General features: G+C 68.7%; 23 protein-coding genes. 10 read left to right on the top strand and 13 right to left on the bottom strand.

The window, feature by feature from the left end; translation table 11 throughout:
* Positions 1 to 45 precede the first annotated feature (45 nt).
* Complete coding sequence (locus tag EKG36_RS12665) at positions 46 to 1,509, bottom strand: alanine/glycine:cation symporter family protein (protein WP_126484619.1); 1,464 nt, start codon at positions 1,507 to 1,509, stop codon at positions 46 to 48.
* A gap of 223 nt (positions 1,510 to 1,732) precedes the next feature.
* On the opposite strand from EKG36_RS12665, the gene EKG36_RS12660 reads away from it, so the two are divergent.
* Both EKG36_RS12660 and EKG36_RS12655 read left to right on the top strand, forming a co-directional pair.
* Entirely contained in the window at positions 1,733 to 2,170 is a 438-nt protein-coding gene (locus EKG36_RS12660) for a nucleoside deaminase (protein ID WP_126484617.1), read from the top strand.
* A gap of 11 nt (positions 2,171 to 2,181) precedes the next feature.
* Positions 2,182 to 3,312 (top strand): CapA family protein, encoded by a 1,131-nt coding sequence (locus EKG36_RS12655; RefSeq protein ID WP_126484615.1) that lies wholly within the window; start codon positions 2,182 to 2,184, stop codon positions 3,310 to 3,312.
* 85 nt (positions 3,313 to 3,397) lie between these two features.
* Here the strand turns inward: EKG36_RS12655 and EKG36_RS12650 are convergent, their stop codons facing one another.
* The gene (locus EKG36_RS12650; RefSeq protein WP_126484613.1) at positions 3,398 to 4,342 is read right to left on the bottom strand and encodes a 2-dehydropantoate 2-reductase; all 945 of its coding nucleotides are present in this window, start codon (positions 4,340 to 4,342) and stop codon (positions 3,398 to 3,400) included.
* Between the two features lie 312 nt (positions 4,343 to 4,654).
* Positions 4,655 to 4,858: a putative motility protein gene (locus tag EKG36_RS12645; RefSeq protein ID WP_126484611.1), complete on the bottom strand. Its 204-nt coding sequence runs from the start codon at positions 4,856 to 4,858 to the stop codon at positions 4,655 to 4,657.
* A gap of 132 nt (positions 4,859 to 4,990) precedes the next feature.
* Between EKG36_RS12645 and EKG36_RS12640 the strand changes: the two genes are divergently transcribed.
* Both EKG36_RS12640 and EKG36_RS12635 read left to right on the top strand, forming a co-directional pair.
* A complete protein-coding gene (locus EKG36_RS12640; protein WP_126484609.1) occupies positions 4,991 to 5,329 on the top strand; it encodes a zinc ribbon domain-containing protein YjdM in 339 nt (112 codons plus the stop codon).
* A 28-nt stretch (positions 5,330 to 5,357) separates the two neighbouring features.
* Positions 5,358 to 6,410, top strand: coding sequence for a hypothetical protein (locus EKG36_RS12635; protein ID WP_221766075.1), 1,053 nt, complete (start codon positions 5,358 to 5,360; stop codon positions 6,408 to 6,410).
* Between the two features lie 12 nt (positions 6,411 to 6,422).
* On the opposite strand, the gene EKG36_RS12630 is transcribed toward EKG36_RS12635, so the two are convergent.
* From EKG36_RS12630 to EKG36_RS12620, 3 genes are all read right to left on the bottom strand, one after another.
* A complete protein-coding gene (locus tag EKG36_RS12630; RefSeq protein ID WP_126484607.1) occupies positions 6,423 to 7,400 on the bottom strand; it encodes a ribose-phosphate diphosphokinase in 978 nt (325 codons plus the stop codon).
* Positions 7,401 to 7,432: 32 nt separating this feature from the next.
* Positions 7,433 to 8,341, bottom strand: a complete 909-nt coding sequence (locus tag EKG36_RS12625) for a complex I NDUFA9 subunit family protein (RefSeq protein WP_126484605.1) — start codon at positions 8,339 to 8,341, stop codon at positions 7,433 to 7,435.
* 163 nt (positions 8,342 to 8,504) lie between these two features.
* Entirely contained in the window at positions 8,505 to 8,990 is a 486-nt protein-coding gene (locus EKG36_RS12620; RefSeq protein WP_126484603.1) for an Lrp/AsnC family transcriptional regulator, read from the bottom strand.
* A 141-nt stretch (positions 8,991 to 9,131) separates the two neighbouring features.
* Between EKG36_RS12620 and EKG36_RS12615 the strand changes: the two genes are divergently transcribed.
* From EKG36_RS12615 to EKG36_RS12590, 6 genes are all read left to right on the top strand, one after another.
* Positions 9,132 to 10,097 carry a DMT family transporter gene (locus EKG36_RS12615; RefSeq protein WP_185827550.1) on the top strand — a complete coding sequence of 322 codons (966 nt, stop codon included), beginning with the start codon at positions 9,132 to 9,134 and terminating at the stop codon, positions 10,095 to 10,097.
* Between the two features lie 267 nt (positions 10,098 to 10,364).
* Entirely contained in the window at positions 10,365 to 11,021 is a 657-nt protein-coding gene (locus tag EKG36_RS12610) for a TetR/AcrR family transcriptional regulator (protein ID WP_126484599.1), read from the top strand.
* A 188-nt stretch (positions 11,022 to 11,209) separates the two neighbouring features.
* Positions 11,210 to 11,995: a FadR/GntR family transcriptional regulator gene (locus EKG36_RS12605; RefSeq protein ID WP_126484597.1), complete on the top strand. Its 786-nt coding sequence runs from the start codon at positions 11,210 to 11,212 to the stop codon at positions 11,993 to 11,995.
* Positions 11,992 to 13,011 carry a TRAP transporter substrate-binding protein gene (locus tag EKG36_RS12600; RefSeq protein WP_126484595.1) on the top strand — a complete coding sequence of 340 codons (1,020 nt, stop codon included), beginning with the start codon at positions 11,992 to 11,994 and terminating at the stop codon, positions 13,009 to 13,011. The genes EKG36_RS12605 and EKG36_RS12600 overlap by 4 nt, the downstream gene beginning before the upstream one ends.
* An 87-nt stretch (positions 13,012 to 13,098) precedes the next feature.
* A complete protein-coding gene (locus tag EKG36_RS12595; protein ID WP_126484593.1) occupies positions 13,099 to 13,695 on the top strand; it encodes a TRAP transporter small permease subunit in 597 nt (198 codons plus the stop codon).
* A complete protein-coding gene (locus EKG36_RS12590; RefSeq protein WP_126484591.1) occupies positions 13,695 to 14,996 on the top strand; it encodes a TRAP transporter large permease in 1,302 nt (433 codons plus the stop codon). Before EKG36_RS12595 ends, EKG36_RS12590 begins: the two co-directional genes overlap by 1 nt.
* 250 nt (positions 14,997 to 15,246) lie before the next feature.
* On the opposite strand, the gene EKG36_RS12585 is transcribed toward EKG36_RS12590, so the two are convergent.
* From EKG36_RS12585 to EKG36_RS12560, 7 genes are all read right to left on the bottom strand, one after another.
* On the bottom strand, positions 15,247 to 15,759 hold the full coding sequence (locus EKG36_RS12585) for a gluconokinase (RefSeq protein WP_126484589.1): 513 nt from the start codon (positions 15,757 to 15,759) through the stop codon (positions 15,247 to 15,249).
* A 112-nt stretch (positions 15,760 to 15,871) separates the two neighbouring features.
* Entirely contained in the window at positions 15,872 to 16,714 is an 843-nt protein-coding gene (locus EKG36_RS12580; RefSeq protein WP_126484587.1) for a nitrilase-related carbon-nitrogen hydrolase, read from the bottom strand.
* 46 nt (positions 16,715 to 16,760) lie between these two features.
* A complete protein-coding gene (locus EKG36_RS20950; RefSeq protein ID WP_281274427.1) occupies positions 16,761 to 16,889 on the bottom strand; it encodes a hypothetical protein in 129 nt (42 codons plus the stop codon).
* A gap of 107 nt (positions 16,890 to 16,996) precedes the next feature.
* On the bottom strand, positions 16,997 to 18,310 hold the full coding sequence (locus EKG36_RS12575; RefSeq protein ID WP_126484585.1) for an MmgE/PrpD family protein: 1,314 nt from the start codon (positions 18,308 to 18,310) through the stop codon (positions 16,997 to 16,999).
* An 81-nt stretch (positions 18,311 to 18,391) separates the two neighbouring features.
* Entirely contained in the window at positions 18,392 to 19,273 is an 882-nt protein-coding gene (locus EKG36_RS12570) for a glycine betaine ABC transporter substrate-binding protein (RefSeq protein ID WP_126484583.1), read from the bottom strand.
* A 72-nt stretch (positions 19,274 to 19,345) separates the two neighbouring features.
* Positions 19,346 to 20,077: an ABC transporter permease gene (locus tag EKG36_RS12565; RefSeq protein WP_126484582.1), complete on the bottom strand. Its 732-nt coding sequence runs from the start codon at positions 20,075 to 20,077 to the stop codon at positions 19,346 to 19,348.
* Between the two features lie 4 nt (positions 20,078 to 20,081).
* Entirely contained in the window at positions 20,082 to 21,245 is a 1,164-nt protein-coding gene (locus EKG36_RS12560) for an ABC transporter ATP-binding protein (protein WP_126484580.1), read from the bottom strand.
* Positions 21,246 to 21,269 lie beyond the last annotated feature (24 nt).

Below are 21,269 nucleotides of genomic sequence, written 5' to 3'. Positions count from 1 at the left end.
GGCGCCAACGCCACGGCCGGCGCCGTGGCGTTGTGCGAGCCCGCCTCAGCGGCGGTCGCCGCCCCGCGGCCAGGCCTTGGGGTCCACCCGGCCGGCCAGCCTCGGGAAGCGGTCGGGGTCGAAGCTGGGTTCCTGACCGGCCCTGAGCTGGCGCTCATAGTCGCGGAACAGCGCGAAGGCCACCGGCGAGAGCAGCAGGATGGCCACCAGGTTGATCAGCGCCATCATACCCATCGACAGGTCGGCGAAGCTCCAGATCGGCTTGAGGCTGGCCACTGCGCCGATCATCACCATGGCCAGCACCGCCAGGCGGTAGATCAGGATGGCGGTGGCGGCACGCCGGGGGCCGGCCAGGTACTCGATGTTCGACTCACCGTAGGAGTAGTTGGCGATCACCGAGGTGAAGGCGAACAGCAGGATCGCCACGGCGATGAACTTGCCGCCCCAGTCGCCGACCTGCTGGGACAGGGCGATCTGGGTGAGCTGGATGCCGTTGGCCTCGTCGCTGGCCAGCAACTCCGGGCCCGCCATGATGATGATGGCCGCGGTGGCGGTACAGATCACCAGGGTGTCGAGGAAGACCCCGAGCATCTGGATAAAGCCCTGGGCGGCCGGGTGATTGGGATGGGTGGAGGCGGTCGCCGCCGCGTTGGGGGCCGAGCCCATGCCGGCCTCGTTGGAGAACAGCCCACGCTTGATGCCGTTCATGATGGCCTGGGACACGGCATAGCCCACCGCTCCGCCGGCGGCCTGCTCGAGGCCGAAGGCGCTCTTGATGATGGTCATCAGCGCCGCCGGCAGCTCCGCGGCATTGAGGGCGACCACCACGATGGCCAGCAGCAGGTAGAGGATGGCCATCAGCGGCACGACCAGCTCGGCGACCCGGGCGATCGACTTCAGGCCGCCGAAGATGATCGGAGTCACCACGACCACCAGCCCCAGGCCGACGCTCCAGGTGGGCAGGGCAAAGGCCTCCTGCATGGCCTGGGCGATGGAGTTGGCCTGCACGCTGTTGAAGGCCAGCCCGAAGGCGATGATCAGGCACACCGAGAAGGCCACGGCCAGCCAGCGCAGGCCGAGGCCCCGTTCGATGTAGCGGGCCGGGCCGCCCCGGAAGGTCTTGTCGCCATGGTCGACCTTGAAGGCCTGGGCGAGGGTGGACTCGACGAAGCTGGTGGCCATGCCGACCAGGGCGGTCATCCACATCCAGAAGATGGCGCCGGGGCCGCCGAAGAAGATCGCTACCGCCACCCCGGCCAGGTTGCCGGTGCCGACCCGGGCCGCAAGGCTGGTGGACAGGGCCTGGAAGGAGGAGATGCCGCCGTCGGCCTCGCGGGAGTGGCGCAGCAGCGTGAACATGTGGCCGAAGTAGCGGAACTGGATGCCGCGGGTCATCACGGTGAAGTAGAGGCCGGCGCCGATCAGCAGGTAGACCAGCAGGCTGCCCCAGACCAGGCCGTTGCCGGCGGCCACGAGGTCCGTGAAGAGGGTGGGGAGGGAGACGTCCATGATCTTGATTTTGCCCGTTTTCTCGATGAATTCGGGGCGTCATTCTTCATGAATGAGAATAAATGGCAAGGAATGCTGGAAAGTTTGCGTTTCACTTGATTTTATTTCTGTCTATTGGGCTTTGGCTGGAGGCCAGGCGCGTGGCGGGCGTCGCTTGGGGCTGGTCGACCCGGGGGCGGCCGGCGTAGGCTGAGCCCAGGCCAACGCAACGGAGAGGCGTGACATGGAACACTTCATGAAGGCCGCCCTGAAGGAGGCGCGCGACAGCCTTGCGGAGGGGGGCATCCCCATCGGTGCGGTCCTGGTGCACCAGGGGGTGATCCTCGGCAGTGGCCACAATCGCCGCGTGCAACTGGGCAGTGCGGTACTGCACGGCGAGATGGATGCCCTGGATAACGCCGGCCGGCAGCCGGGGGCGATCTATCGCGACGCGACCCTCTACACCACCCTCTCCCCCTGTGCCATGTGCACCGGCGCCATCCTGCTCTACGGCATCCCGCGGGTGGTGATCGGCGAGAATCGCACCTTCCTGGGCGAGGAGGCCCTGCTGCGGGAGCGCGGCGTCGAGGTCGAGGTGCTGCAGGATCCGGAGTGCATCGCCCTGATGGAGCGCTTCATCGCCGACGCTCCCGAGCTGTGGCACGAGGATATCGGCGAGTAGGAGACGCAGGGATGGCCACCTCGTCCGACCTCTGCCTGTGGCTGACCGGTGATGTGATGACCGGGCGCGGCATCGACCAGATCCTGCCCCACCCCGGGGATCCGCGACTGTACGAGGGCGGCATGGACTCGGCCCGGGGCTATGTCCGCCTGGCCGAGGCGGCCAATGGGCCTATCCCCTATCCGGTCGACTTCGCCTATGTGTGGGGCGATGCCCTGGCGGAAGTGGCCGAGCAGGCCCCGGACCTGCGCTTGATCAACCTGGAGACCGCGGTCACTACCAGCGAGGCCGCCGAGCCCAAGGGCATCCACTACCGCATGCACCCCGATAACCTGCCCGTACTGACGGCGGCGGGCGTGGATGCCTGTACACTGGCCAACAACCATGTGCTGGACTGGGGAGCGGCCGGCCTGCTGGAGACCCTCGAGGCCCTGGAGGCGGCGGGCCTGGCGCATGTCGGGGCCGGGCGGGAGCGCGACGAGGCCACGGCGCCGCTGGGCCTGTCGACGCCAGGCGGGCGGGTGCGCCTGCTGGCCCTGGGCCTGCCGAGTAGCGGCGTGCCGCAGCGCTGGGAGGCCACCTCCTCGCGCCCCGGGGTCCACCTGCTGCGCCGTCCGGGCGATGCCGGCGTTCGCGAGGTCGCCCGCCGCATCCGGCGACGTCCCCCGGGAGAGCTGGCCATCGTTTCCCTGCACTGGGGCGGCAACTGGGGCTATGCGCTGCCGTCCCAGCACCGGGCCTTCGCCCAGCGGCTGATCGACGACGCCGGCGTGGACCTGGTCTGGGGGCATTCCTCCCACCATCCCCTGGGCATCGAGGTCCACCAGGGCAAGCTGATCCTCTACGGCTGCGGCGACCTGATCAACGACTACGAGGGCATCGGCGGCTTCGAGAGCTACCGGGGAGAGCTGGTGCTGCTGTATTTCCCCGTGCTGTGCCAGGCCGATGGCCGGCTGCTATCGCTGACCATGGTGCCCATGCGGCTGCGTCGCTTCCGCCTCGAGCGGGCCGACGAGGAGGCGACGCGCTGGCTGTGCCGGGTGCTCGACCGGGAAAGCCGCCCCCTGGGGAGCCGGGTCCGGCTCGACAAGCGGCAACGACTGGTACTGGACTGGCAGGGGAAGGGCGAGCGCGGCAGCTGACCGGCCCCGCGGCGCGTCGCGGGGCGGAAGGTCCGCAATGCTCCGGACCGTTGCCGGGGCGCCGGCTACCCGCCGTCGGCGCTGCCTACCAGGTCTCGGCCTTGGCGCCGCGGGCGGAGTTCTCCTGGGGCAGCAGGGCGGCATGGATCATGGCGTTGACCGGGGTCGCCACCCCGGCGGCCCGACCCAGGCGCACCACGGCGCCGTTCTGGGCTTCCAGCTCCGAGGGGCGCCCCTCCATGATGTCGCGTTGCATGGAGGCGGTGCTCTGGGCCGGCAGCGCGTCGATGAAGGCCATGGCGCGTTCCACGGCATCTGCCGGCAGGGCCACGCCGCGGGCCCGCGCCACCGCCTCGATCTCGGCGAGGATCTGCTCGATCAGCGCGCGGGTCTCCGGCAGCTGGCGGGTCACCCCCAGCGGAGCGCGGGTGATGGCGCCGATGCCGCTCATGGCACAGATGAACAGGAACTTGCTCCATACCGCCACCTCGATGTCCTCGGGCATCTCGGCGCTGACGCCGATGGTGCGGTCGAAGGCGGCCAGCAGGCGTTCGGCGCCGGCCCGTTGCGCGGGCAGGCGTGTCCCGAAGCGCACGAAGGGGTCGACGCCGGCATGGCGGATCATCCCCGGTGCCTCGCGCCAGGCGAGGATGCCGCACAGGCCGTCCAGGACCGCCGCCTCGCCGAGCACTTCGCTCAGGCTGTCGGCGGCCTCCACGCCGTTCTCCAGGGGCAGCACCAGGGTATCCGGGCCGACCAGGGGGCGGATGACCTCGGCGGCGGTCGGCACCTGCCAGGCCTTGACCGCCAGCAGCACCACGTCGACCACCCCGACCTCGGCCGGGTCATCGGTGGCACGGGCCGGGGCGATGGTGACATCCCCCTTGATGCTGACGACCCGCAGGCCGTCGCGGCGGATCGCCGCCAGGTGCTCGCCGCGGGCGATGAAGGTGACGGCCTCGCCGGCCTCGGCCAGGCGGGCACCGAAGTAACCGCCTACGCCGCCGCTTCCCATGATCGCGAATCTCATCGACATCCTCTCTGCTGCTGTTGGGCGTCCGGCCTTGGAGCATAGCGTGGCATCGCCGCTCGGGCGACCGTCGACTCGCCCGCGGCGTGGTCGCTGGCGCTCAATCGGGGCAGGGGCGATACCGGGTGCTCCCCATGCTCGCCGAGCCGCCAGGCTGTCGGGGCGGACGGTCGGCCCGCCAGGGGCCGGGCATCACGGTCTCGTACTGGGCGGAACGACGCGAGGCAAGGCGGCAGGGGGAGCCTGGTGCTCGCGCTATCGGGTAGGGGGCGCGGTACAGCGCAAAGACGGCGCAGAGAACGCCAGGGGCGCTCAGGCGTAGGTGTCGATCCGGGTCCCGAGGCTGCCGTCCTGGGCCAGCCGGGGCTCGACGGAGGCCGACTCCACCAGGGCCGTCACCTGCTGCTGCTGGGTGTCCAGCGCGGCCTTGAAGATCTGCATCTGGGCCTGCTGGGCGGTCTGGGCCTGCTGCATGACCTGGGATTGGGCGACGACGTTGTTGACGGAGGTGTCCATCGGCTTCTCCTGAACAAGGGAGTATCGGTGTCACCGTAGCAGCTCTCCCGGTGGCCGGAAAGCCCGACATGGTGCCCGCGAGGCCGACCATGTAGGCTTGCCGGCTCCCCAACCCATCCGAGGTCCCCTACCATGAATGATATGCCGGCGTGTCCCGACTGTGCTTCCGAGTTCACCTACGATGATGGCCTGCAGTACGTCTGCCCGGAATGCGGCCATGAATGGTCCAAAGAGGCCACCTCGGGCGAGGACGATGCCCCAGTGATTCGCGACGCCAACGGCAATGTGCTTGCCGATGGTGACACCGTCACCGTCATCAAGGATCTCAAGATCAAGGGCTCCTCCTCGGTGGTGAAGGTCGGCACCAAGGTCAAGAACATCCGCCTGGTCGACGGTGTTCATGATATCGACTGCAAGATCGACGGCATCGGGGCAATGAAACTGAAGTCGGCGTTCATCAAGAAGGTGTAAGGCGCCACCGGCACGCCGGAGGTACGCGATGGCCAAGCCGAGACACGAGAGTTCCGATAACGGCAGGGCGGCGGTGCCGCTGCGCGACAAGGTCGCGCACCTCTCCCGGCCCCAGGCCTACCCCGATGGCGAGGGGGAAGTGGAGGTCAAGGAAACCCACATGGCCTTCGTCTTCCTGGTGGGAGAGCGCGTCTACAAGCTCAAGAAGCCCGTCGAGTACCGGCACCGCGACTGCCATCGACTGGCCTCCCGGGAGTTTCTGTGCCGCGAGGAAATCCGCCTCAACCGCCGCCTGGCGCCGGATGTCTACCTGGGGGTCGAACCCCTCGGCCGCGGTGCCGGCGGGGCGCTGGCGCTGTCGAGTCGCGAGGGGGTCGTCGACTGGCTGGTGGTGATGCGTCGCTTGCCCGAAGATCGCCTGCTGGACGAGGCCCTGGCCAGGGGCGACGTCGCCCCGGAGCGGATCGATGCGCTCGCCGACCTGCTCGGGCACTTCTACGCCGGGCTCGCTGCCGAGGATCTGACCGCCGAGGACTACGTCGCCCGCTTCGTCCGGGAACAGGCGAAGAACCGGGAGATCATGGCCGATCGCCGCTTCGCGATGCCCGGAGACCGGGTGGCGACGGTACTGGATCGTATGGATCGTCTGCTGGACGAGGCCCCGGACCTGGTGGGACGGCGCGTCCGGGAGGGCCGCATCAAGGAAGGGCATGGGGATCTGCGCCCCGAGCATGTCTGCCTGGTCGAGCCGCCGGTGGTCATCGATTGCCTGGAGTTCAACCGCAATCTGCGTCTGGTGGATCCCTTCGACGAGCTGAGCCTGCTGGCGCTGGAGTGCGAGCGGCTGGGAGGCGCCTGGATCGGCGAGCGGCTGTTCCGGCGGGTCGGCCAGGCACTGGAGGACGCCCCCGATCCCCGCGTGCTGGCCTTCTACCGCGCCTATCGCGCCTGCCTTCGGGCGCGGCTGTCGCTTTCCCACCTGCTGGAGCCCCATCCCCGCGATGCCGAGGCCTGGGAGCCCCTGGCCCGGGACTACCTGGCCCTGGCGGCGTCGGCCGTCCGGTGGGCGATGCCGGACTGAACCGCGCCGGGCTCAGGCCGGGCCGCCGAGCAGGTCGGTGAGCGAGCCGTCACCATGGAGGCGGCGGATGGCCTCGGCGAACAGTGGCGCGGCGCTGACCACCTTCAGGTGACGTTCGGCCACCCGGGGAGGCAGCCGGGTCGGCGGCAGGCTGTCGGTGACCAGCACCTTCGATAGCCGCGGGTCGGCGATCACCCGCTCGGCGTCTCCCACGAACAGGCCGTGGGCAGCCAGGCCGAAGACGCGCTTTGCCCCGCGGTCCAGGCACGCCTGCGCGGCACGCAGCAGGGTGCCTCCCGAGCTGATCAGGTCGTCCATGACCAGCACGGTGGCACCGTCGACCTCACCGGCCAGCAGGGTGCCGCTGACATGGCCCTCGCTGCGCCGCTTCTCCATGTAGGCGGCGCCGATGCCCCGGCCCGACTGGGCCTCCAGCATCTCCCGGAAGCCCTGGGCACGCTTCACGCCGCCGGGGTCGGGGGAGGCCACCACCAGCGGGTCGTCCCCGCAGTGGGGGAGGATGCGCTCGGCGAACAGGCGATAGGTGTCCAGGTGGTAGGCCCGGCAACGGAAGGCATTCTGGAAGGCGGCGGGGTTGTGGACCTCGAGGGTCATGACCGCATCGACGCCCATGGACTCCAGCAGCATGGCGAGATAGCGGGAGGTCACCGGGTCACGGCTCTTGGTGCGGCGATCCTTGCGGGCATAGGCGAGGTAGGGCATCACCGCGGTGACCCGTCGTGCGCCGGCCTCGCGCACGGCGCCGAGGAAGAACAGCAGGCGGCAGAGACGGTCGTTGGGGCTCTGGTGGGGCTCACCGTTGAGGCTCTGCAGCACGTAGACATCTTCGCCGCGAACGCTCTCCAGCGGACGCGCCTTGTGCTCACCATCCTCGAAGTCGCGCTCCTCGTGGGCCGCCAGCGAGGTGCCCAGCGCGCTCGCGACCTTCTCGCCGAAGGCACGGCTGGCCTCTAGCGTGAACAGTTTCATGTTCTGAAGCTTAGTCCTTCCCGCCGGCGCTTTCAGGCGTTGGCGACGGGCAGGCTGTCCGGCAGGGCCTCGCGCAGTGACCGGGCGTCCAGGCCCAGGTCGGCAAAGGTGCCTACACCGTCGCCGACCACGTTGTCGCGCTGCATGAGCAGCACCTGGTCGCGGGTCAGCGGCGGGCCCGGCAGCGGCGCCGCCAGCATGGCCAGCGCCCGCCAGGCAAGGAAGGGCACCGGGACCAGGGGCCGCTCCCGGTGCAGATGGCTCATCACCAGCGCCAGGATCTCCCGGTAGCTCAGCACATCGGCCCCACCCAGCTCGAACAGCCGCCGCCGCGGGGCGTCGGCGCCGGTCAGGTGGGCGATGGCCCGCGCCACGTCCACCACGTGCACGGGTTGCAGGCGCGTCTCGCCCCGACCGAACAGTGGAATCGCCGGCAGCCGCGTGAGCCGGGCCAGGGTGGCGAGGAAGGCGTCATGGGGGCCGTACAGCACGCTGGGTCGCAGGATGATGGCCTTGGGCATGGCATCGAGCACCGCGCTCTCGCCCCGTGCCCGGGCGCGCACATAGGCCGAGGGCGAGCCGCTGTCGGCGCCGATGCCCGAGAGCTGCACCAGCCGGGTCACGCCGGCCTCCCGGGCCAACCGCGCCAGACGCCCCGCGCCCTCCACATGGATGGTCTCGAAGTGCAGTCGACGGGTCTCGACGTAGAGGCTGACCGCATTGACCACCGCGCCGGCGCCTGCCACCGCCGCGGCCACCGCGTCGTCATCGCGGATATCGGCGCTGATGGTCTCCAGGGGGTCGCCGGGTTCGGCCCAGTCCGGTCTCGCCGGTCGCCGGGCCACCAGGCGCACCGGCCGGCCGAGCTCCACCAGCTCGCGTACCAGGGTGGCGCCGAGAAAGCCGGTGCCGCCGAAGACTGTGACCGGTCGATCCGGCATGGCGCTTGATCCTGTTCGCGTCGGGTGGCTGAGGGGCGTGGAGGAATTGTGCCTGATTGGTCGTCGCGGGCAAGTGTCCGGGACTCCCCGTGACGGCCCGGGGGATCGCCAAGGCCCGCGAGCTGGCCCATGGCCGAAGGCACGGCGGGCATCCGGGAAGCGGTCAGCCTGGCCCGCGCAGGGCGTCGAGGTCCAGTGGACCGTCGTCCTTGACGGCGCGGATGGCGAAGCTGCTGTCCACGGTATTGATCATGGGCAGCTTCTGCAGCCGCCGCACCCAGCGCTCATAGGCCGGCAGGTCGTGGGTCACGACGTGCAGCAGGTAGTCGAAGGCGCCCGAGACCGTATGGCAGTCGATGACCTCGGCCATGTCGCGCACGGCGGCCTCGAAGCGTTCTACCAGCACGTCCTGGTGCTGGCTGAGTCGCACCTGCACGAAGATGGTGATGCCGAGTCCCAGGCAGGACTTGTCGAGCACGGCGCGATAATGGCTGATCCAGCCCTGCTGTTCCAGCCGTCGAATGCGCCGGGCACAGGGCGAGGGGGAGAGGCCGACACGCTCGGCCAATTGGACGGAGGTCAGCCGGGCGTCGCGCTGCAGGGCATCGAGCAGGCGGCGATCGATACGGTCGAGGGGAGGCTGGGGCATGTGTTGGCTCGAAATGTCACTTTGGCAACCCATATTGATACAGGATGCCACGCGCAACGGCAAAGCAGGGCGAGGTTGCCCGCCTGTCCCGGGCCGGGTAGCGCACAATGAAGGTCCTTGTCCGCCTTGCAGAGCTTTGCCGTGTCCCGCCTTCCCCTGACCCATGTCTCTCCCTTGCCGATCGATGCCGACCAGCGTCTGCTGGGCGTCTGTGCGGCGCTCGCTGCCGTGTTGATCTGGTCGACCTACTTCCTGTCGCTGCGCCAGGGGGCCCTGTCCCCCATCGGTCGCCTCGACCTGACGCTGTTCCGCTACGGCGTGCCGGGCCTGGTGCTGTTGCCGCTGCTGTGGCGTCGCTGGACGGTGATCCGTGCGGTCAACCCGCTGTGGCTGGCCGGCATGGTGCTGGGGGCCGGCGTGCCATTCTTCCTGCTGGGTGCCGTGGGCATGAGCTGGGCCCCCGTGGCCCACGGCAGCACCCTGATCCCCGGCGCGGCGCCCCTGTTCGTCACCTTTATCGCGGTTCTGGTGTTTCGCCAGCCCCTCGGGCGCTGGCGCTGCGGGGGACTGGTCGCGGTGCTGGCCGGGGTGATCTGCCTGCTGTGGAACGGCTGGCGGGACAGCGCCACCCTGGGCATGGGGCAGCTGATGTTCCTGTGGGCGAGCCTGATGTGGGCGGTCTTCACCCTCAGCGTGCGCCAGAGCGGCCTCGCGCCCCTGGAGGCCACAGCCGTGGTGACGGTGCCCAACGGCCTGGCCGCCGGGCTCTATCTGCTGCTCGGGCCTGGCGAGTCGACGTTGCCGGACCTGTCGCCGATCACCTGGCTGCCGCAGTTGCTGGTGCAGGGGGGGCTGGTGGGGCTGGGCTCGGGGCTGATGGTCGGCCTGGCGATTCGCCGCCTGGGAGCGGAGGCCGCCTCGGTGCTCGGTTCATTGACGCCGGTGAGCGCCACTCTGCTGGCGCTGTGGTGGCTCGACGAGGCCATTTCCCTGCCGACCCTCATGGGGCTGGGGCTGGTGACCCTGGGGGTGATCGCCGCCAGCGGCTGGCTGGGGAACGGGCCGGGCATCCGCAGGCGCGTGGCCTTCCACCCGGCGAGACGCTGAGCCGGGTGGCGCCTTCGGGGGCGCGTCGCCCCGGCCCAGCGACCCGTCCACCTCGTCCGAGTGCCGGCAGCCCCGTTCGCAAGGCATGACAGCCACGGCCGATGCCGCCCCGGCCCGCGAGGCCATGCCCCCGGCGGTCCGTGATGGCGCCCAGCGACGCCCTGGCCGGCCTCGCGCAGCGATTTGCGGATCGGCTTCAGCCACCTGTCGATTTCCGCCTAAGGTAGTGATCAGGCAAACCTGATCATCACTGTGGGAGGGAAGGCCATGAGCATGACACCCGTGCATCGCCGGCATGACGAGGCCCCGGACCGCCAGCTGGCCGACAGCGTGCTGTTCATGGCGTTGCAGATCGCCGAGGAGGTGGGCTGGTCGGCCGTCACCCTGACCGAAGTGGCCGCCCGGCTGGGGATTCCCGCCGCCCGCATCCTCGATCACTACCGCGACCTGGATGACGTGGCCAATGCCTGGTTCCTGCAGGGCTGGCGGGCGATGCTCGCCGACGCGCCGAGCGGCTTCACCGACTGGCCGCCCCGCGAGCGTCTCGAACATTGCCTGCTGGCCTGGCTTGACGCCCTGGCCGAGCACCGACGCGTCACGGTCCAGATGCTGCGCACCAAGGCCCATCTGCCGCACCCCCACACCTGGCTGCCGATGGTCTTCGACCTGTCGCGCACCGTCCAGTGGTGGCGCCAGGCCGCCCATCTGGCGGCGCCCTACGGCAGTCGCCGCGCGCGGCTCGAGGAGCTCGCCCTGACCACGCTGTTCCTCGCCACCCTGCGCCGCTGGGCCCGGGATGACTCGCCCGGCCAGCACGCTACCCGACAGTACCTGAGCAGGTGCCTCGCGCGCGGCGAGCGGCTGGGGCATTGGCTGGGCAAGGCCCCTTCCCCGCCGGGGCGCGGGGCAGCCGGCCGCTTCTAGCCGGCGTGGCTGCCTGGTGGCCGGCCTGGGAGCGGCGTTGCCTTCCGGGACATGTCGGGCACGAACCTTCCTGCCGGCCGGAAGGGGTGACCAAAGTCTAAAGGCAGCAAGTCCGAATTTATTCGACCCTATGTCCGACATAGAAAACATAGGGTCCGACAAGGGCCGCGACCTCTGAAAGGCATCCCATGTCCCAAGCTCCCGACAGCTCCCGTCGCTCGACGCGACCCGATATTGCCGACTTCCTCGCCGAGGCGATCTTCAGCGGGGAATATGCACCGGGGGATTTCGTGCCCAAGGAACTGGATCTCTGCGAGCGCTTCGGCGTCAGCCGCAGCACGGTGCGCAGCGCCCTGCAGACCCTGGTGGCGGCGGGGCTGCTGACCCGGATCTCGGGGCAGGGCACCCGGGTACGCCCCTTGCAGGAGTGGCACCTGCTCGATCCGCGGGTCAGTGCCTGGATGGCCCGCTTCGCCCAGCCCAACCCGCGCATCCAGCGGGAGATCTTCGCCTTCCGGGTCGCCGTGGAACCCTTCGTCGCCCGCCTGGCGGCCGAGCACGCCACCGCAGCGGACCTGCTGGCCATCGAGTCCGCCTACGACGGCATGATCCAGGCCCTCGAGCAGGATGACCTGCGCTGGCAGGGCCTGTCCCACGACGAGCATGACGTGGCCTTCCACGAGGCCATCTTCGCGGCGTCGCACAACCTGGTCTGGGCCCAGATCAGCCATGTGCTCAAGCCCGCCATCGCGCTGCTGGTGGAACGCTCCAACCACAGCGCCGACGAGCTGCACGACAGCATGGAACGTCATCGCCGGGTGATGGAGGCGATCCGCCTGCGTCAGCCGGAGCAGGCCGCCGCGGCGGCACTCACGGTGCTGGAACGCACCGGTCGGGATCTGGGCCTGGAAGGCCTGATGCCCTCCCTTTCCACCCTCGATGTCCCAACAACAAGCGATAAGGAAGCTTCATGATGTTCAACATGCCTCTCAAGACCCTGACCGTCGCCGTCCTCGGCGCCATGGCCGTCAATGCCCAGGCCGCCGAGTACGAGTGGACCTTCCAGACCTCCGAGACCGCGGGGGAGCCGCAGTTCGAGATGAAGAAGGCCTGGGCGGACAACGTCGAGCAGATGTCCGACGGGCGCATCGCCATCGAGATCCTGCCGGTGGGCGCCGTGGTCCAGGCCAACCAGACGCTGCAGGCCGTCGAGTCCGGCATCCTGCAGGGCCACCTGACCGATCCCAGCTACTTCACCGGCCGCGATCCGGCCTTTGGCATGATCGGCAACCTGGTCGGCGCCTGGAGCGATCCCTATGACTTCCTCGACTACATGAACCATGCCGGGGGCGAGGCGCTCTACAACAAGCTGGTCGAGCCCTACGGTCTGCACCTGATCGGCGCCGCGGCCACCGGCCTGGAGTCGCTGCCGTCCACCAAACCGATCCGCTCGGTCGAGGACATGCAGGGCCTCAAGCTGCGCGCCCCGGAAGGCATGGTCTACAACATCTTCGAGGCCGCCGGCGCCACGCCGGTCAATCTGCCGGGCTCCGAGGTCTACACGGGGCTGGAGAAGGGCGTGATCGACGCCGCCGACTACACGGTGTTCGCCACCAACCAGTCCCAGGGCCTGCACGAGTTCGCGCCCTATCCGCTGTATCCCGGCTTCCACTCCCTGCCGATGGTCGCGGTGTCCTTGAACAAGGACATCTGGGACGGCCTGCCGGCGGACCTCAAGGCGATCCTCGAGACCTCGGTGGACGACCTGGCCTACGAGATGGTCGCCGAGCTCAAGACCCGTGACCTGGAGGCCGTGCGCGAGGCGCGCCAGGACCCGGACATCGAGATCATCGACCTGCCGGCGGAGGAGCGTACCAAGTTCCGCAACATTGCCAAGGAAGAGTGGGCGACCTGGGCCGAGAAGAACGAGATCACCGCCGAGTTCTACGAGTCGGTGGTGGCCTACCTGGAAAACCACAACCTGCTGTAAGCCGTCCGGCCGGCAGATGCCGCCGGCCGGCTGTCACGCCTCGGGCCATCCGCGCGGATGGCCCGCCCCTTTCGTTGAGGAAGTCCCATGACTCGAGAGTCTCGTCGCCCGGCGGGCGGCTCGGCCTCTGACGAGGTTGCCCCCACCGACCCGGTGCGCAATGCCTTCGATCGCGGCGTCATGGCCTGTGGTCGCCTGGCGGCCTGGCTGGTGTTCGTCGCCATGGTCATCAGTGTCTTCGAGGTCATCATGCGTTACGCCTTCGGCTCGCCGACCTCCTGGGTGCATGAAAGCGTGGTCATGCTGGTGGCGGTGAGCTTCGCCCTCGGCGGCCCCGCGGCCCTGGCCTGCAATCGGCATATCCGGGTGCGGGTGCTCTACGACAGCGTCGGCCCCACGGCCAAGCTGTGGCTCGATCGCTTCAATGACCTGGTGACCTTCCTGTTCTGCCTGGGCATGACCTACGCGGCCACGGTGATGTTCTGGGATGCCTCCCACAATCCGCTGGGGGAGTGGCAGCTGGAGCGTTCCGGCACCGCCTGGAACCCGCCCATCCCGGCCCTGGTGAAGGGCATGATCCTGGTGGCCCTGGCGATCATGTGCGTGCAGGCGCTGCTGCACCTGGGGCAGTCGCTGCGCGGCAAGCCGGCCCCCGACCCCGATGACATGGAGGGCACCGCCTGATGGATATCGCCAACGGAACCCTCCTGCTGGTGGGGCTGATCTTCGCCCTGCTGGTCACCGGCCTGCCGCTGGCCTTTATCACCGGTCTGGTCGCGTTGGCCTTCACCTTCGGCTGGTTCGGCCCCAACGCCCTGCCGCTGGTCACCAGTCGCGTCTATGGCTTCGTCACCGAGTACTCGCTGGTGGCGGTACCGATGTTCGTGCTGATGGCCTCGTTGCTCGACCGATCGGGGATCGCCAAGGACCTGTTCAATGCCATGCGCGTCTTCGCCGGTCGCCTGCCCGGCGGCGTGGCGGTGCAGACCATCGTGGTGGCCTTCTTCCTGGCTGCGCTGTCGGGCATCATCGGCGGCGAGATCGTGTTGCTGGGGATCCTGGCGCTGCCGCAGATGCTGCGGCTGGGCTACGACAAGCACCTGTCGATCGGCGTGGTCTGCGCCGGCGGGGCGCTGGGCACCATGATGCCGCCGTCCATCGTGCTGATCATCTACGGCCTGATCGCCTCCGAGTCGATCGCCGACCTGTTCACCGCGGCCATCACCCCGGCGGTGATCCTGATGCTCTCCTACATCGGCTATGTGCTGGTGCGCTGCCTGCGCAACCCCGCGATGGGGCCGCCGATGACCGACGCCGACCGCGAGGAAGGCTTCGCCAGCCGGGGCCAGGCCCTCAAGGCGATCATCGTGCCGGGGCTGATCGCCGTGCTGGTGCTGGGCTCGATCTACGGCGGCGTGGCCTCGGTCACCGAGGCGGCGGCGATGGGCGTGTTCGGCGTGCTGCTGGCGGTGGTCGCGCGCGGCGAGTTCTCGATCAAGACCATGCACGAGAGCCTGGGCCAGACGCTGATCACCTGCGGCATGATCATCTGGATCGGCATCGGCGCGGCGGCGCTGGTCGGGGTCTACAACCTGATGGGCGGCAACCGCTTCATCTCGAGCATGATCATGGGCCTGGACGTGGCGCCCATCGTGATCATCCTGGTGATGATGGCCATCCTGCTGGTGCTCGGCATGTTCCTCGACTGGATCGGCGTGGCCATGCTGACCCTGCCGATCTTCGTGCCGATCATCGAGCAGCTGGGCTACAGCCCGATCTGGTTCGGCATCCTGTTCGCCGTGAACATGCAGGTGTCCTTCCTGTCGCCGCCCTTCGGTCCCGCGGCCTTCTACCTCAAGGGCGTGGCGCCGCCGAGCGTGAGTCTCAAGGACATCTTCGTCTCGCTGCTGCCGTTCATCGCCTTGCAGCTGTGCGTGCTGTTCGCGCTGCTGTTCTGGCCCAACCTGGCCATGTGGCTGGTCTAATCCCGCGCCGGCTGCGGCCGGCGCGCTTTCCTGCAGGGGCGGTGGCCACTCCCTTGGCGGGTAGGGCGCCAAGCGTTGGAGGATGCCGCCGCATGCGGCCTGGCAATCAGGGACCGCTTGGCGCGGCGTTTGTCGATGAGTTGCCCTTGAGAAAGGCGTGTTTTTCTGCCGATAGACCATGGCTGTATGGCCCAAAAAGAAAGCGGCGCCTGGGCGCCGCTTTCTTGTCTTTTCTGAGCGGGAAATCGGATCAGGTCGAGCGGAGCCTTGCCGTGAAGGCCTCGACAATCTCACGGGGGGGCGAACGGACGTTACAGCGAAAAGCCTCCGTCTCGTCGGGAACCTCGAGGGTCGCGAGCTGGCTGTCGAGCATGTGCGCGCCGGCAAAGAAGTGATCGTCGCGGTTATCGAGCCGCTGCAACAGCAGGTTACGGCTGCCGTGAAGATAGAGGATCTGCAGGTCGGGAGCGCCCTGGCGAAGCCGGTCACGGTAGCGGCGCTTGAGGGCCGAGCAGCCGATGACCAGCGACTGACCCGCGGTGCGGTAGCGCCGGTAGAGGTCGGCCAGGACCTGCAGCCAGGCGGCGCGGTCGTCGTCGGTAAGGGGTTCGCCCCGGGCCATCTTGGCGACATTGGCGGCGCTGTGATAGTCATCCGCGTCGATAAAGGTGGCATCGATGGCGGCGGCAACCTGGCGTCCTATATGAGATTTTCCCGAGCCGGAAACCCCCATGACGAGAATGCTTTTCGCGTCAGTATGCATGCGAGAATCTTCTTTGTTCTAGCGTCCATTGGATGCCCGTGATTCTAGCATTTTTCCGGCAAAGGGAGAGGGGGCGAAAGGCCATGCCTGCCCGGGCGGCAGGCATGGCCAGTCAACGGTAGCCGGCCATCAGCTCGCGTACCAGGGGGGTATCGGCATCGCGGTGGGTGGGCAGCTCGAAACGGGCCCGAGCGATATGCGTACGCGAGAGGGTGGCGGTGATCAGCATTTCCCGATCCTCGGCCTCGGCGAGCACCTCGCCGCGGGGGCCGAGGATCCGCGAGCCGCCCCAGAAGTGGCTGGCACCCTCGGGGCCGAAGCGGTTGGCCATGATCACCGGGGTGCCATAGGTCATGGCATAGAAGCGCACGTTGAGCAGCCAGTTCTGCTCGTTGGAGAAGTCCTCGCTGACGATGCCGGAGGCCGAGTTGATCGGCGCGCAGAGCACCGTGGGGCGGGGCAGCAGGGCGGCATGGACCAGGGCCGGGTTCCACAGGTCGGCACAGATCAGCTGGGTGGCGGACCAGCCGGGGCGCACCGTGGCCTGGGTGAGCTCGCTGCCATGGGTGAACCACTTGCCCTCCTCGAGCCCGCCATAGGTGGGCAGGTTGAGCTTGCGATGCACGGCCACGATCCCGCCATCCTGAAGGATGGCCAGGGCGTTGTAGTACTCGCCGGGGCTGGCTTCCTCGACAAAGCCGACCACGGTCTGCATCGCGCCGCAGGCCTCGGCCAGCCGGGCGAGCCGCGGGTCCTCCACGGGCATCGCGACCTGCATGACCTCGCCACCGAGGCCGTAGCCGGTCAGCGATAGCTCGGGGAAGACCAGCAGCTCGACCGCCTGCTCCCGCGCCTCGGCGATGACCTCGAGGTGTCGCTCGAGGTTGGCGTCGACCTCGCCGAGGCGGGCGTTGTTCTGGGCGGCGGCGACATGGAGTGCGTCCTGGTAGTGCATATCAGGTTCTCAGTGGGACAGGAGAGAGGGGGGCGTCGCGGGCGGGTCAGCCCTCGGAGCGGTCGTCATCCGCCGGGCGCGACATCGCCCGCTTGACCAGCCGGAACAGCAGCCAGTGTAGCGCCGCCAGCACGACCAGCGAGGCCCCGAGCAGCAGCATGAAGGAAGTGGTCATCCGGGATGTCTCCGCAGCGTTTTCGACATGCTAACCGGGCGACGTCCAGGCGTCGATGCGGCCCAGGGAGCTCGCGGACGGGGACGCGCGCCTCGCGCGCCGTCCCCTCAGGGGCGGGCAGGCATCTGGAGCAGGGCCTGCAGCTCGCCGGCGGGGCGCTCGTCCAGGGTCAGGATCACCTCCCGCAGGGTATTGGCGCGCTCGCCGAGGACCGGGTCGGCCAGCGCATGGAACTTGGCCGACAGCTCGTCATCGGAGAGCGGGTTGTGCGGATTGCCGCGCGCCTCGCAGGGCACGCTCTCGAGCACCCGGCCATCGCCGAGGTGGAGCCGTGCCGTGGCCCAGCGCTCGGCGGGAAAGCGGGCATTGAAGGTCGCGTCCTCGTGGATCTCGACCCGCGCGGCCAACTCACGCAGGGCAGGCACGTCGAGGGCGGTGACGGCCTCGGCATCCAGGGTGCCGCGCCCCAGGGCGCAGGCTACCGACCAGGGCAGGCTGTACTGGGCCTGCTCGGTGCTGGTGGGGTGCACCACGTGCAGTCGCTTGCCCTCGTGGAAGGTGACGATCTCGATCCGGGTCACGGCGGCGGCATCCGGTACCTGGTCGGCCAGTGACAGCACCGCCTCCACGGCGGGCTGGGCCCAGCGACACACCGGGTAGGCTTTGAAATACTGTTCATGCAGATACCAGCGCCCGCCCAGGTCGGCCCAGACCGCCTCGACCTCGGGGGCGGTCACGGTCAGCGCCGGGGCCCCGGTGAAGTCGTCTTGGGCCAGCAGGGCCGCGGACACGCCGGTCATGGCCCCCCAGCCGGAGCCGTCCTTGAGCATGCTGGGATGGTCGATGCAGCGCATCATCTGGCTGCGCGGGCCGTAGAACTCGGCGATCCCCAGGGCATGGTGCAGTCGCGGTGCGTCGAGGCCCAGCACTCGGCCGGCCACGGCGGCCACGCCCAGGGCGTTCCAGGCCCCGGAGGTGTGGTAGTCCGGGCTGGTGGCGTGCAGGGCGATGCCGGCCCGGGTGGCCACCTCGTAGCCCAGGACCAGCAGGCCCAGGAAGTCGCGCCCCGACAGGGCGTCCGCCTCGGGCAGGGCAAGCAGCCCCGGCAGCAGGGCGACCCCGGCGTGGCCCTTGGTCAACACCTGGCCGTCGTGGGCGTCCAGGGCGTCGATCAGCCAGGCGCCGTGCAGCGCCACGCCGGTGGGCGAGGCCCGGCCGTCGGCCAGCAGCAACGCACGGTCGCCCCCGTGCTGGCCGATGGCGAAGCGGCGGGCATGATCAGCAAGCTCGGTGCGGGTGGCCCCGGCGGCGACGCCGACCAGGTCCAGCAGGCAGCGCTTGGCCTGGTGGAGCAGGGCGGGGTCGAGGGCGGCGAGATCGGTATCGTGGATCCAGGCCAGGGGCGCGGCAGAGGAAGACATAAAGAACTCGGTGTCCGTCGTTTGGCGATACACGAAGGCCGCCCGTGGGCGGCCTTCGTGAGGGGCGGCGTTGTCCGGCCGTTACAGCAGGTCGTTGTCTTCGAGGAAGCTCTGGGCCACATCCTCGATGGTCTCGCGCTCCACGTCGACCCTGGCGTTGAGGTCGGCCATGGTCTGGTCGTCGAGCAGGCTGGAGAGGGCGTTCATCTGCTCGGCCAGTTCCGGGTTGGCCTCCAGGGTCTCCTCGCGGACCACTGGGGTCAGGGCGTAGGCCGGGAAGAAGGCCTGGTCGTCTTCCAGGACCTGGAAGTCGAAGGCCGGGATGCGGCCATCGGTGGCGAACACCAGGCCCACGTCGACCTGGCCGTCGCGCAGCGCCTGGTAGACCAGGCCGGAATCCATGCGCTTGATATCGCCACGCCCGACGCGGAAGTCATAGGCCTGCTGCAGCGGCCGCCAGCCGTCCTCGCGGGCATAGAACTCGGCGTTCATGGCGAAGGTCAGCTCCTCGTCGCCGTTGACCGCCTCGGCGAGCTTCGACAGGGAGTCGATGCCGGTCTCCTCGACGGTCTCCTCGCGCATGGCCAGGGCATAGGTGTTGTTGGCCGCGGACGGCTCCAGCCACACCAGGCCCTTCTCGCCATCGAGTGCCTTGACCCGCTGGTAGGTCTCCTCCGGCGACAGCGACTCGGTGACGTCGTTGTAGTTGATCAGCGAGGTGCCGGTGTATTCCCAGTAGAGGTCGATCTGGCCGTTCTCCTGGGCCTGGCGCAGCACGGCGGAGCCCATGCCGGCACGGCTCTCGACATCGTAGCCCAGGCCCTCGAGGTACTGGGTGGTCATGCTGGCGAGTATCTGCTGCTCGGTGAAGTTCTTGCCGCCGACCACGATCTCCTCGGCCTGGGCGGTGGCCATGGACCCGGCCAGGACCAGGCCGGACAGGGTTGTCATCAAGCGTTTCATGGATGCTTCTCCTTTCTTGTTGCCGCTACCGGGGCTGCCGGAGGGCAGCCTTGGGAACCGGTGTGGTTTGCTTCAGGCGCGCGACGGGTTCACCCCTCGGGGCACCACCACGAAGGCGGTTGTCGAGACCAGGGCGTCGACCACGATCGCCAGCAGCGCGGTGGGGATGGCGCCGGCCAGCATCATCACCGGGTCGTAGAGGTCGATGCCGGTGAAGATCAGCTCACCGAGGCCGCCAGCACCGATCAAGAAGGCCAGCGGCACGGTGCCCACGTTGATGGTCAGCGCCGTGCGGATGCCGGCGAAGATCACGTAGAGGGCGTTGGGCAGTTCGACCTTGAGCAGGCGCTGGGCCGGCGACATGCCGATGCCCGCGGCGGCCTCCATCAGTGCCGGCGACACGCCCTTGAGACCGGCATAGGTGTTGCGGGTGATCGGCAGCAGGGTGGCCACGAACAGTCCGAACACCGCCGGCACCGTGCCGATGCCGAGGAAACTCATGGACAGTGCCAACACCGCGAGCGTCGGGATGGTGGTGCCGACGTTGAGGACCTGCATGGCCGACTCGGCGAGGTGCGCCATGCTCGGCCGGGACAGCACGATGCCCAGCGGGATGGCCACCAGGATGGCCAGGCTGCCGGAGACCGCGGTCAGCCAGAGGTGCTGGGCGGCCAGGTACTGCACGTCGGGCAGGTAGAAGATGAAGTCGTCGATGACCCCGCTGGACTGGCTCCATACCCCGCCGAAGAAGATGGCGATGAGCAGCAGGATGCGCAGGGCCCCTTTCAGACTCTGAATGGGCATCGGCTCACTCCTTGGTTGCCGCGTCGGGGATCTGAGCGTCGTCTTCCTGGGTCGGCCGGAAGCGCGAGCCCAGGTGGTGCGTCATGGCGCGCTGGGTGATCTGCCCGCAGACGCGACCCTCCTCGTCGACGCAGGGCAGCCAGGTGGTGTCCTGGGCGAACATCAGCGACGCGACCTTGCGCAGGTCGTCATCCAGGGTCACCGTGGCCGGCACGTTCTGGAAGTGGTCGCGGCAGTAGCCCTTGGTGGTGCGCGCCAGGGCCCGGGTGATCAGGCCCACCGGCTGGCGCTTGTCGTTGACCATCAGGATGGCGTTCTGGTAGCCGAAGTCGTCGATCCTGGCGAGCGCCTGCTCCAGAGTGTCACCGGGGCGCACGGTGCCGATCTCGTCGGTCACCACCTCGCGCACCTTGACCAGGTTGAGGCGCTTGAGCGCGCGGTCCTCGCCGAGGAAGGACTCGACGAAGGCGTTCTCGGGTGCGGCGAGCAGGTCGTCGGGCGTGGAGTACTGCACCAGGCGCCCTTCGCGGAACACCGCCACCCGGTCGCCCATCTTGATCGCCTCGTCAATGTCGTGGCTGACGAACATGATGGTCTTGTTGAGCTCCTGCTGCATCTTGAGGAACTCGTCCTGGATCACCGCGCGGTTGATCGGGTCGATGGCGCCGAAGGGCTCGTCCATCAGCATCACGGGCGGGTCGGCGGCCAGCGCCCGGGCCACGCCGATGCGCTGCTGCTGGCCGCCGGAGAGCTCGCTCGGGTAGCGCTTGAGGAAGGCATCCGGCTCCAGCGCGATCATGCGCATCAGCTCCCGGGCGCGCTCCTTGTACTTGGCCTTGTCCCAGCCCAGCAGTTTGGGCACCACCGTGATGTTCTCCTCGATGGTCATATTGGGGAACAGGCCGATCTGCTGGATCACGTAGCCGATGTTGCGGCGCAGCTCCTGGGTATCCAGGTCGGTGGTGTCCTCGCCGTTGATGAACACCTTGCCGGAGGTGGGGCGGATGATGCGGTTGACCATCTTCAGGGTGGTGGTCTTGCCGCAGCCGGAGGGGCCGAGCAGGATGCAGATCTCGCCGCTGGGCACCTCCATGGTGATGTGGTCGGCGGCGGTGACGGCGCCCTTGGGGGTGTCGAAGACCTTGGTCAGGTTATCCAGTCGAATCATGCAGGGGTTCCTTGTCGATTAGCC

Source organism: Halomonas nitroreducens (genome assembly GCF_003966155.1).
Taxonomy (GTDB): Bacteria; Pseudomonadota; Gammaproteobacteria; order Pseudomonadales; family Halomonadaceae; genus Halomonas; species Halomonas nitroreducens.
This window is presented reverse-complemented; position numbering and strand designations above follow the sequence as displayed.

What these genes read in the sequence shown, in the direction of transcription:
- EKG36_RS12565 (WP_126484582.1), bottom strand. Translation starts at nt 20,077, where the DNA reads ATGCCCATTCAGAGTCTGAAAGGGGCCCTGCGCATCCTGCTGCTCATC.
- EKG36_RS12635 (WP_221766075.1), top strand. Translation starts at nt 5,358, where the DNA reads ATGGCCAAGCCGAGACACGAGAGTTCCGATAACGGCAGGGCGGCGGTG.
- EKG36_RS12585 (WP_126484589.1), bottom strand. Translation starts at nt 15,759, where the DNA reads ATGCATACTGACGCGAAAAGCATTCTCGTCATGGGGGTTTCCGGCTCG.
- EKG36_RS12640 (WP_126484609.1), top strand. Translation starts at nt 4,991, where the DNA reads ATGAATGATATGCCGGCGTGTCCCGACTGTGCTTCCGAGTTCACCTAC.
- EKG36_RS12650 (WP_126484613.1), bottom strand. Translation starts at nt 4,342, where the DNA reads ATGAGATTCGCGATCATGGGAAGCGGCGGCGTAGGCGGTTACTTCGGT.
- EKG36_RS12570 (WP_126484583.1), bottom strand. Translation starts at nt 19,273, where the DNA reads ATGAAACGCTTGATGACAACCCTGTCCGGCCTGGTCCTGGCCGGGTCC.
- EKG36_RS12560 (WP_126484580.1), bottom strand. Translation starts at nt 21,245, where the DNA reads ATGATTCGACTGGATAACCTGACCAAGGTCTTCGACACCCCCAAGGGC.
- EKG36_RS12580 (WP_126484587.1), bottom strand. Translation starts at nt 16,714, where the DNA reads ATGCACTACCAGGACGCACTCCATGTCGCCGCCGCCCAGAACAACGCC.
- EKG36_RS12660 (WP_126484617.1), top strand. Translation starts at nt 1,733, where the DNA reads ATGGAACACTTCATGAAGGCCGCCCTGAAGGAGGCGCGCGACAGCCTT.
- EKG36_RS12665 (WP_126484619.1), bottom strand. Translation starts at nt 1,509, where the DNA reads ATGGACGTCTCCCTCCCCACCCTCTTCACGGACCTCGTGGCCGCCGGC.
- EKG36_RS12595 (WP_126484593.1), top strand. Translation starts at nt 13,099, where the DNA reads ATGACTCGAGAGTCTCGTCGCCCGGCGGGCGGCTCGGCCTCTGACGAG.
- EKG36_RS12575 (WP_126484585.1), bottom strand. Translation starts at nt 18,310, where the DNA reads ATGTCTTCCTCTGCCGCGCCCCTGGCCTGGATCCACGATACCGATCTC.
- EKG36_RS12590 (WP_126484591.1), top strand. Translation starts at nt 13,695, where the DNA reads ATGGATATCGCCAACGGAACCCTCCTGCTGGTGGGGCTGATCTTCGCC.
- EKG36_RS12605 (WP_126484597.1), top strand. Translation starts at nt 11,210, where the DNA reads ATGTCCCAAGCTCCCGACAGCTCCCGTCGCTCGACGCGACCCGATATT.
- EKG36_RS12625 (WP_126484605.1), bottom strand. Translation starts at nt 8,341, where the DNA reads ATGCCGGATCGACCGGTCACAGTCTTCGGCGGCACCGGCTTTCTCGGC.
- EKG36_RS12630 (WP_126484607.1), bottom strand. Translation starts at nt 7,400, where the DNA reads ATGAAACTGTTCACGCTAGAGGCCAGCCGTGCCTTCGGCGAGAAGGTC.
- EKG36_RS12655 (WP_126484615.1), top strand. Translation starts at nt 2,182, where the DNA reads ATGGCCACCTCGTCCGACCTCTGCCTGTGGCTGACCGGTGATGTGATG.
- EKG36_RS12645 (WP_126484611.1), bottom strand. Translation starts at nt 4,858, where the DNA reads ATGGACACCTCCGTCAACAACGTCGTCGCCCAATCCCAGGTCATGCAG.
- EKG36_RS20950 (WP_281274427.1), bottom strand. Translation starts at nt 16,889, where the DNA reads ATGACCACTTCCTTCATGCTGCTGCTCGGGGCCTCGCTGGTCGTGCTG.
- EKG36_RS12610 (WP_126484599.1), top strand. Translation starts at nt 10,365, where the DNA reads ATGAGCATGACACCCGTGCATCGCCGGCATGACGAGGCCCCGGACCGC.
- EKG36_RS12620 (WP_126484603.1), bottom strand. Translation starts at nt 8,990, where the DNA reads ATGCCCCAGCCTCCCCTCGACCGTATCGATCGCCGCCTGCTCGATGCC.
- EKG36_RS12600 (WP_126484595.1), top strand. Translation starts at nt 11,992, where the DNA reads ATGATGTTCAACATGCCTCTCAAGACCCTGACCGTCGCCGTCCTCGGC.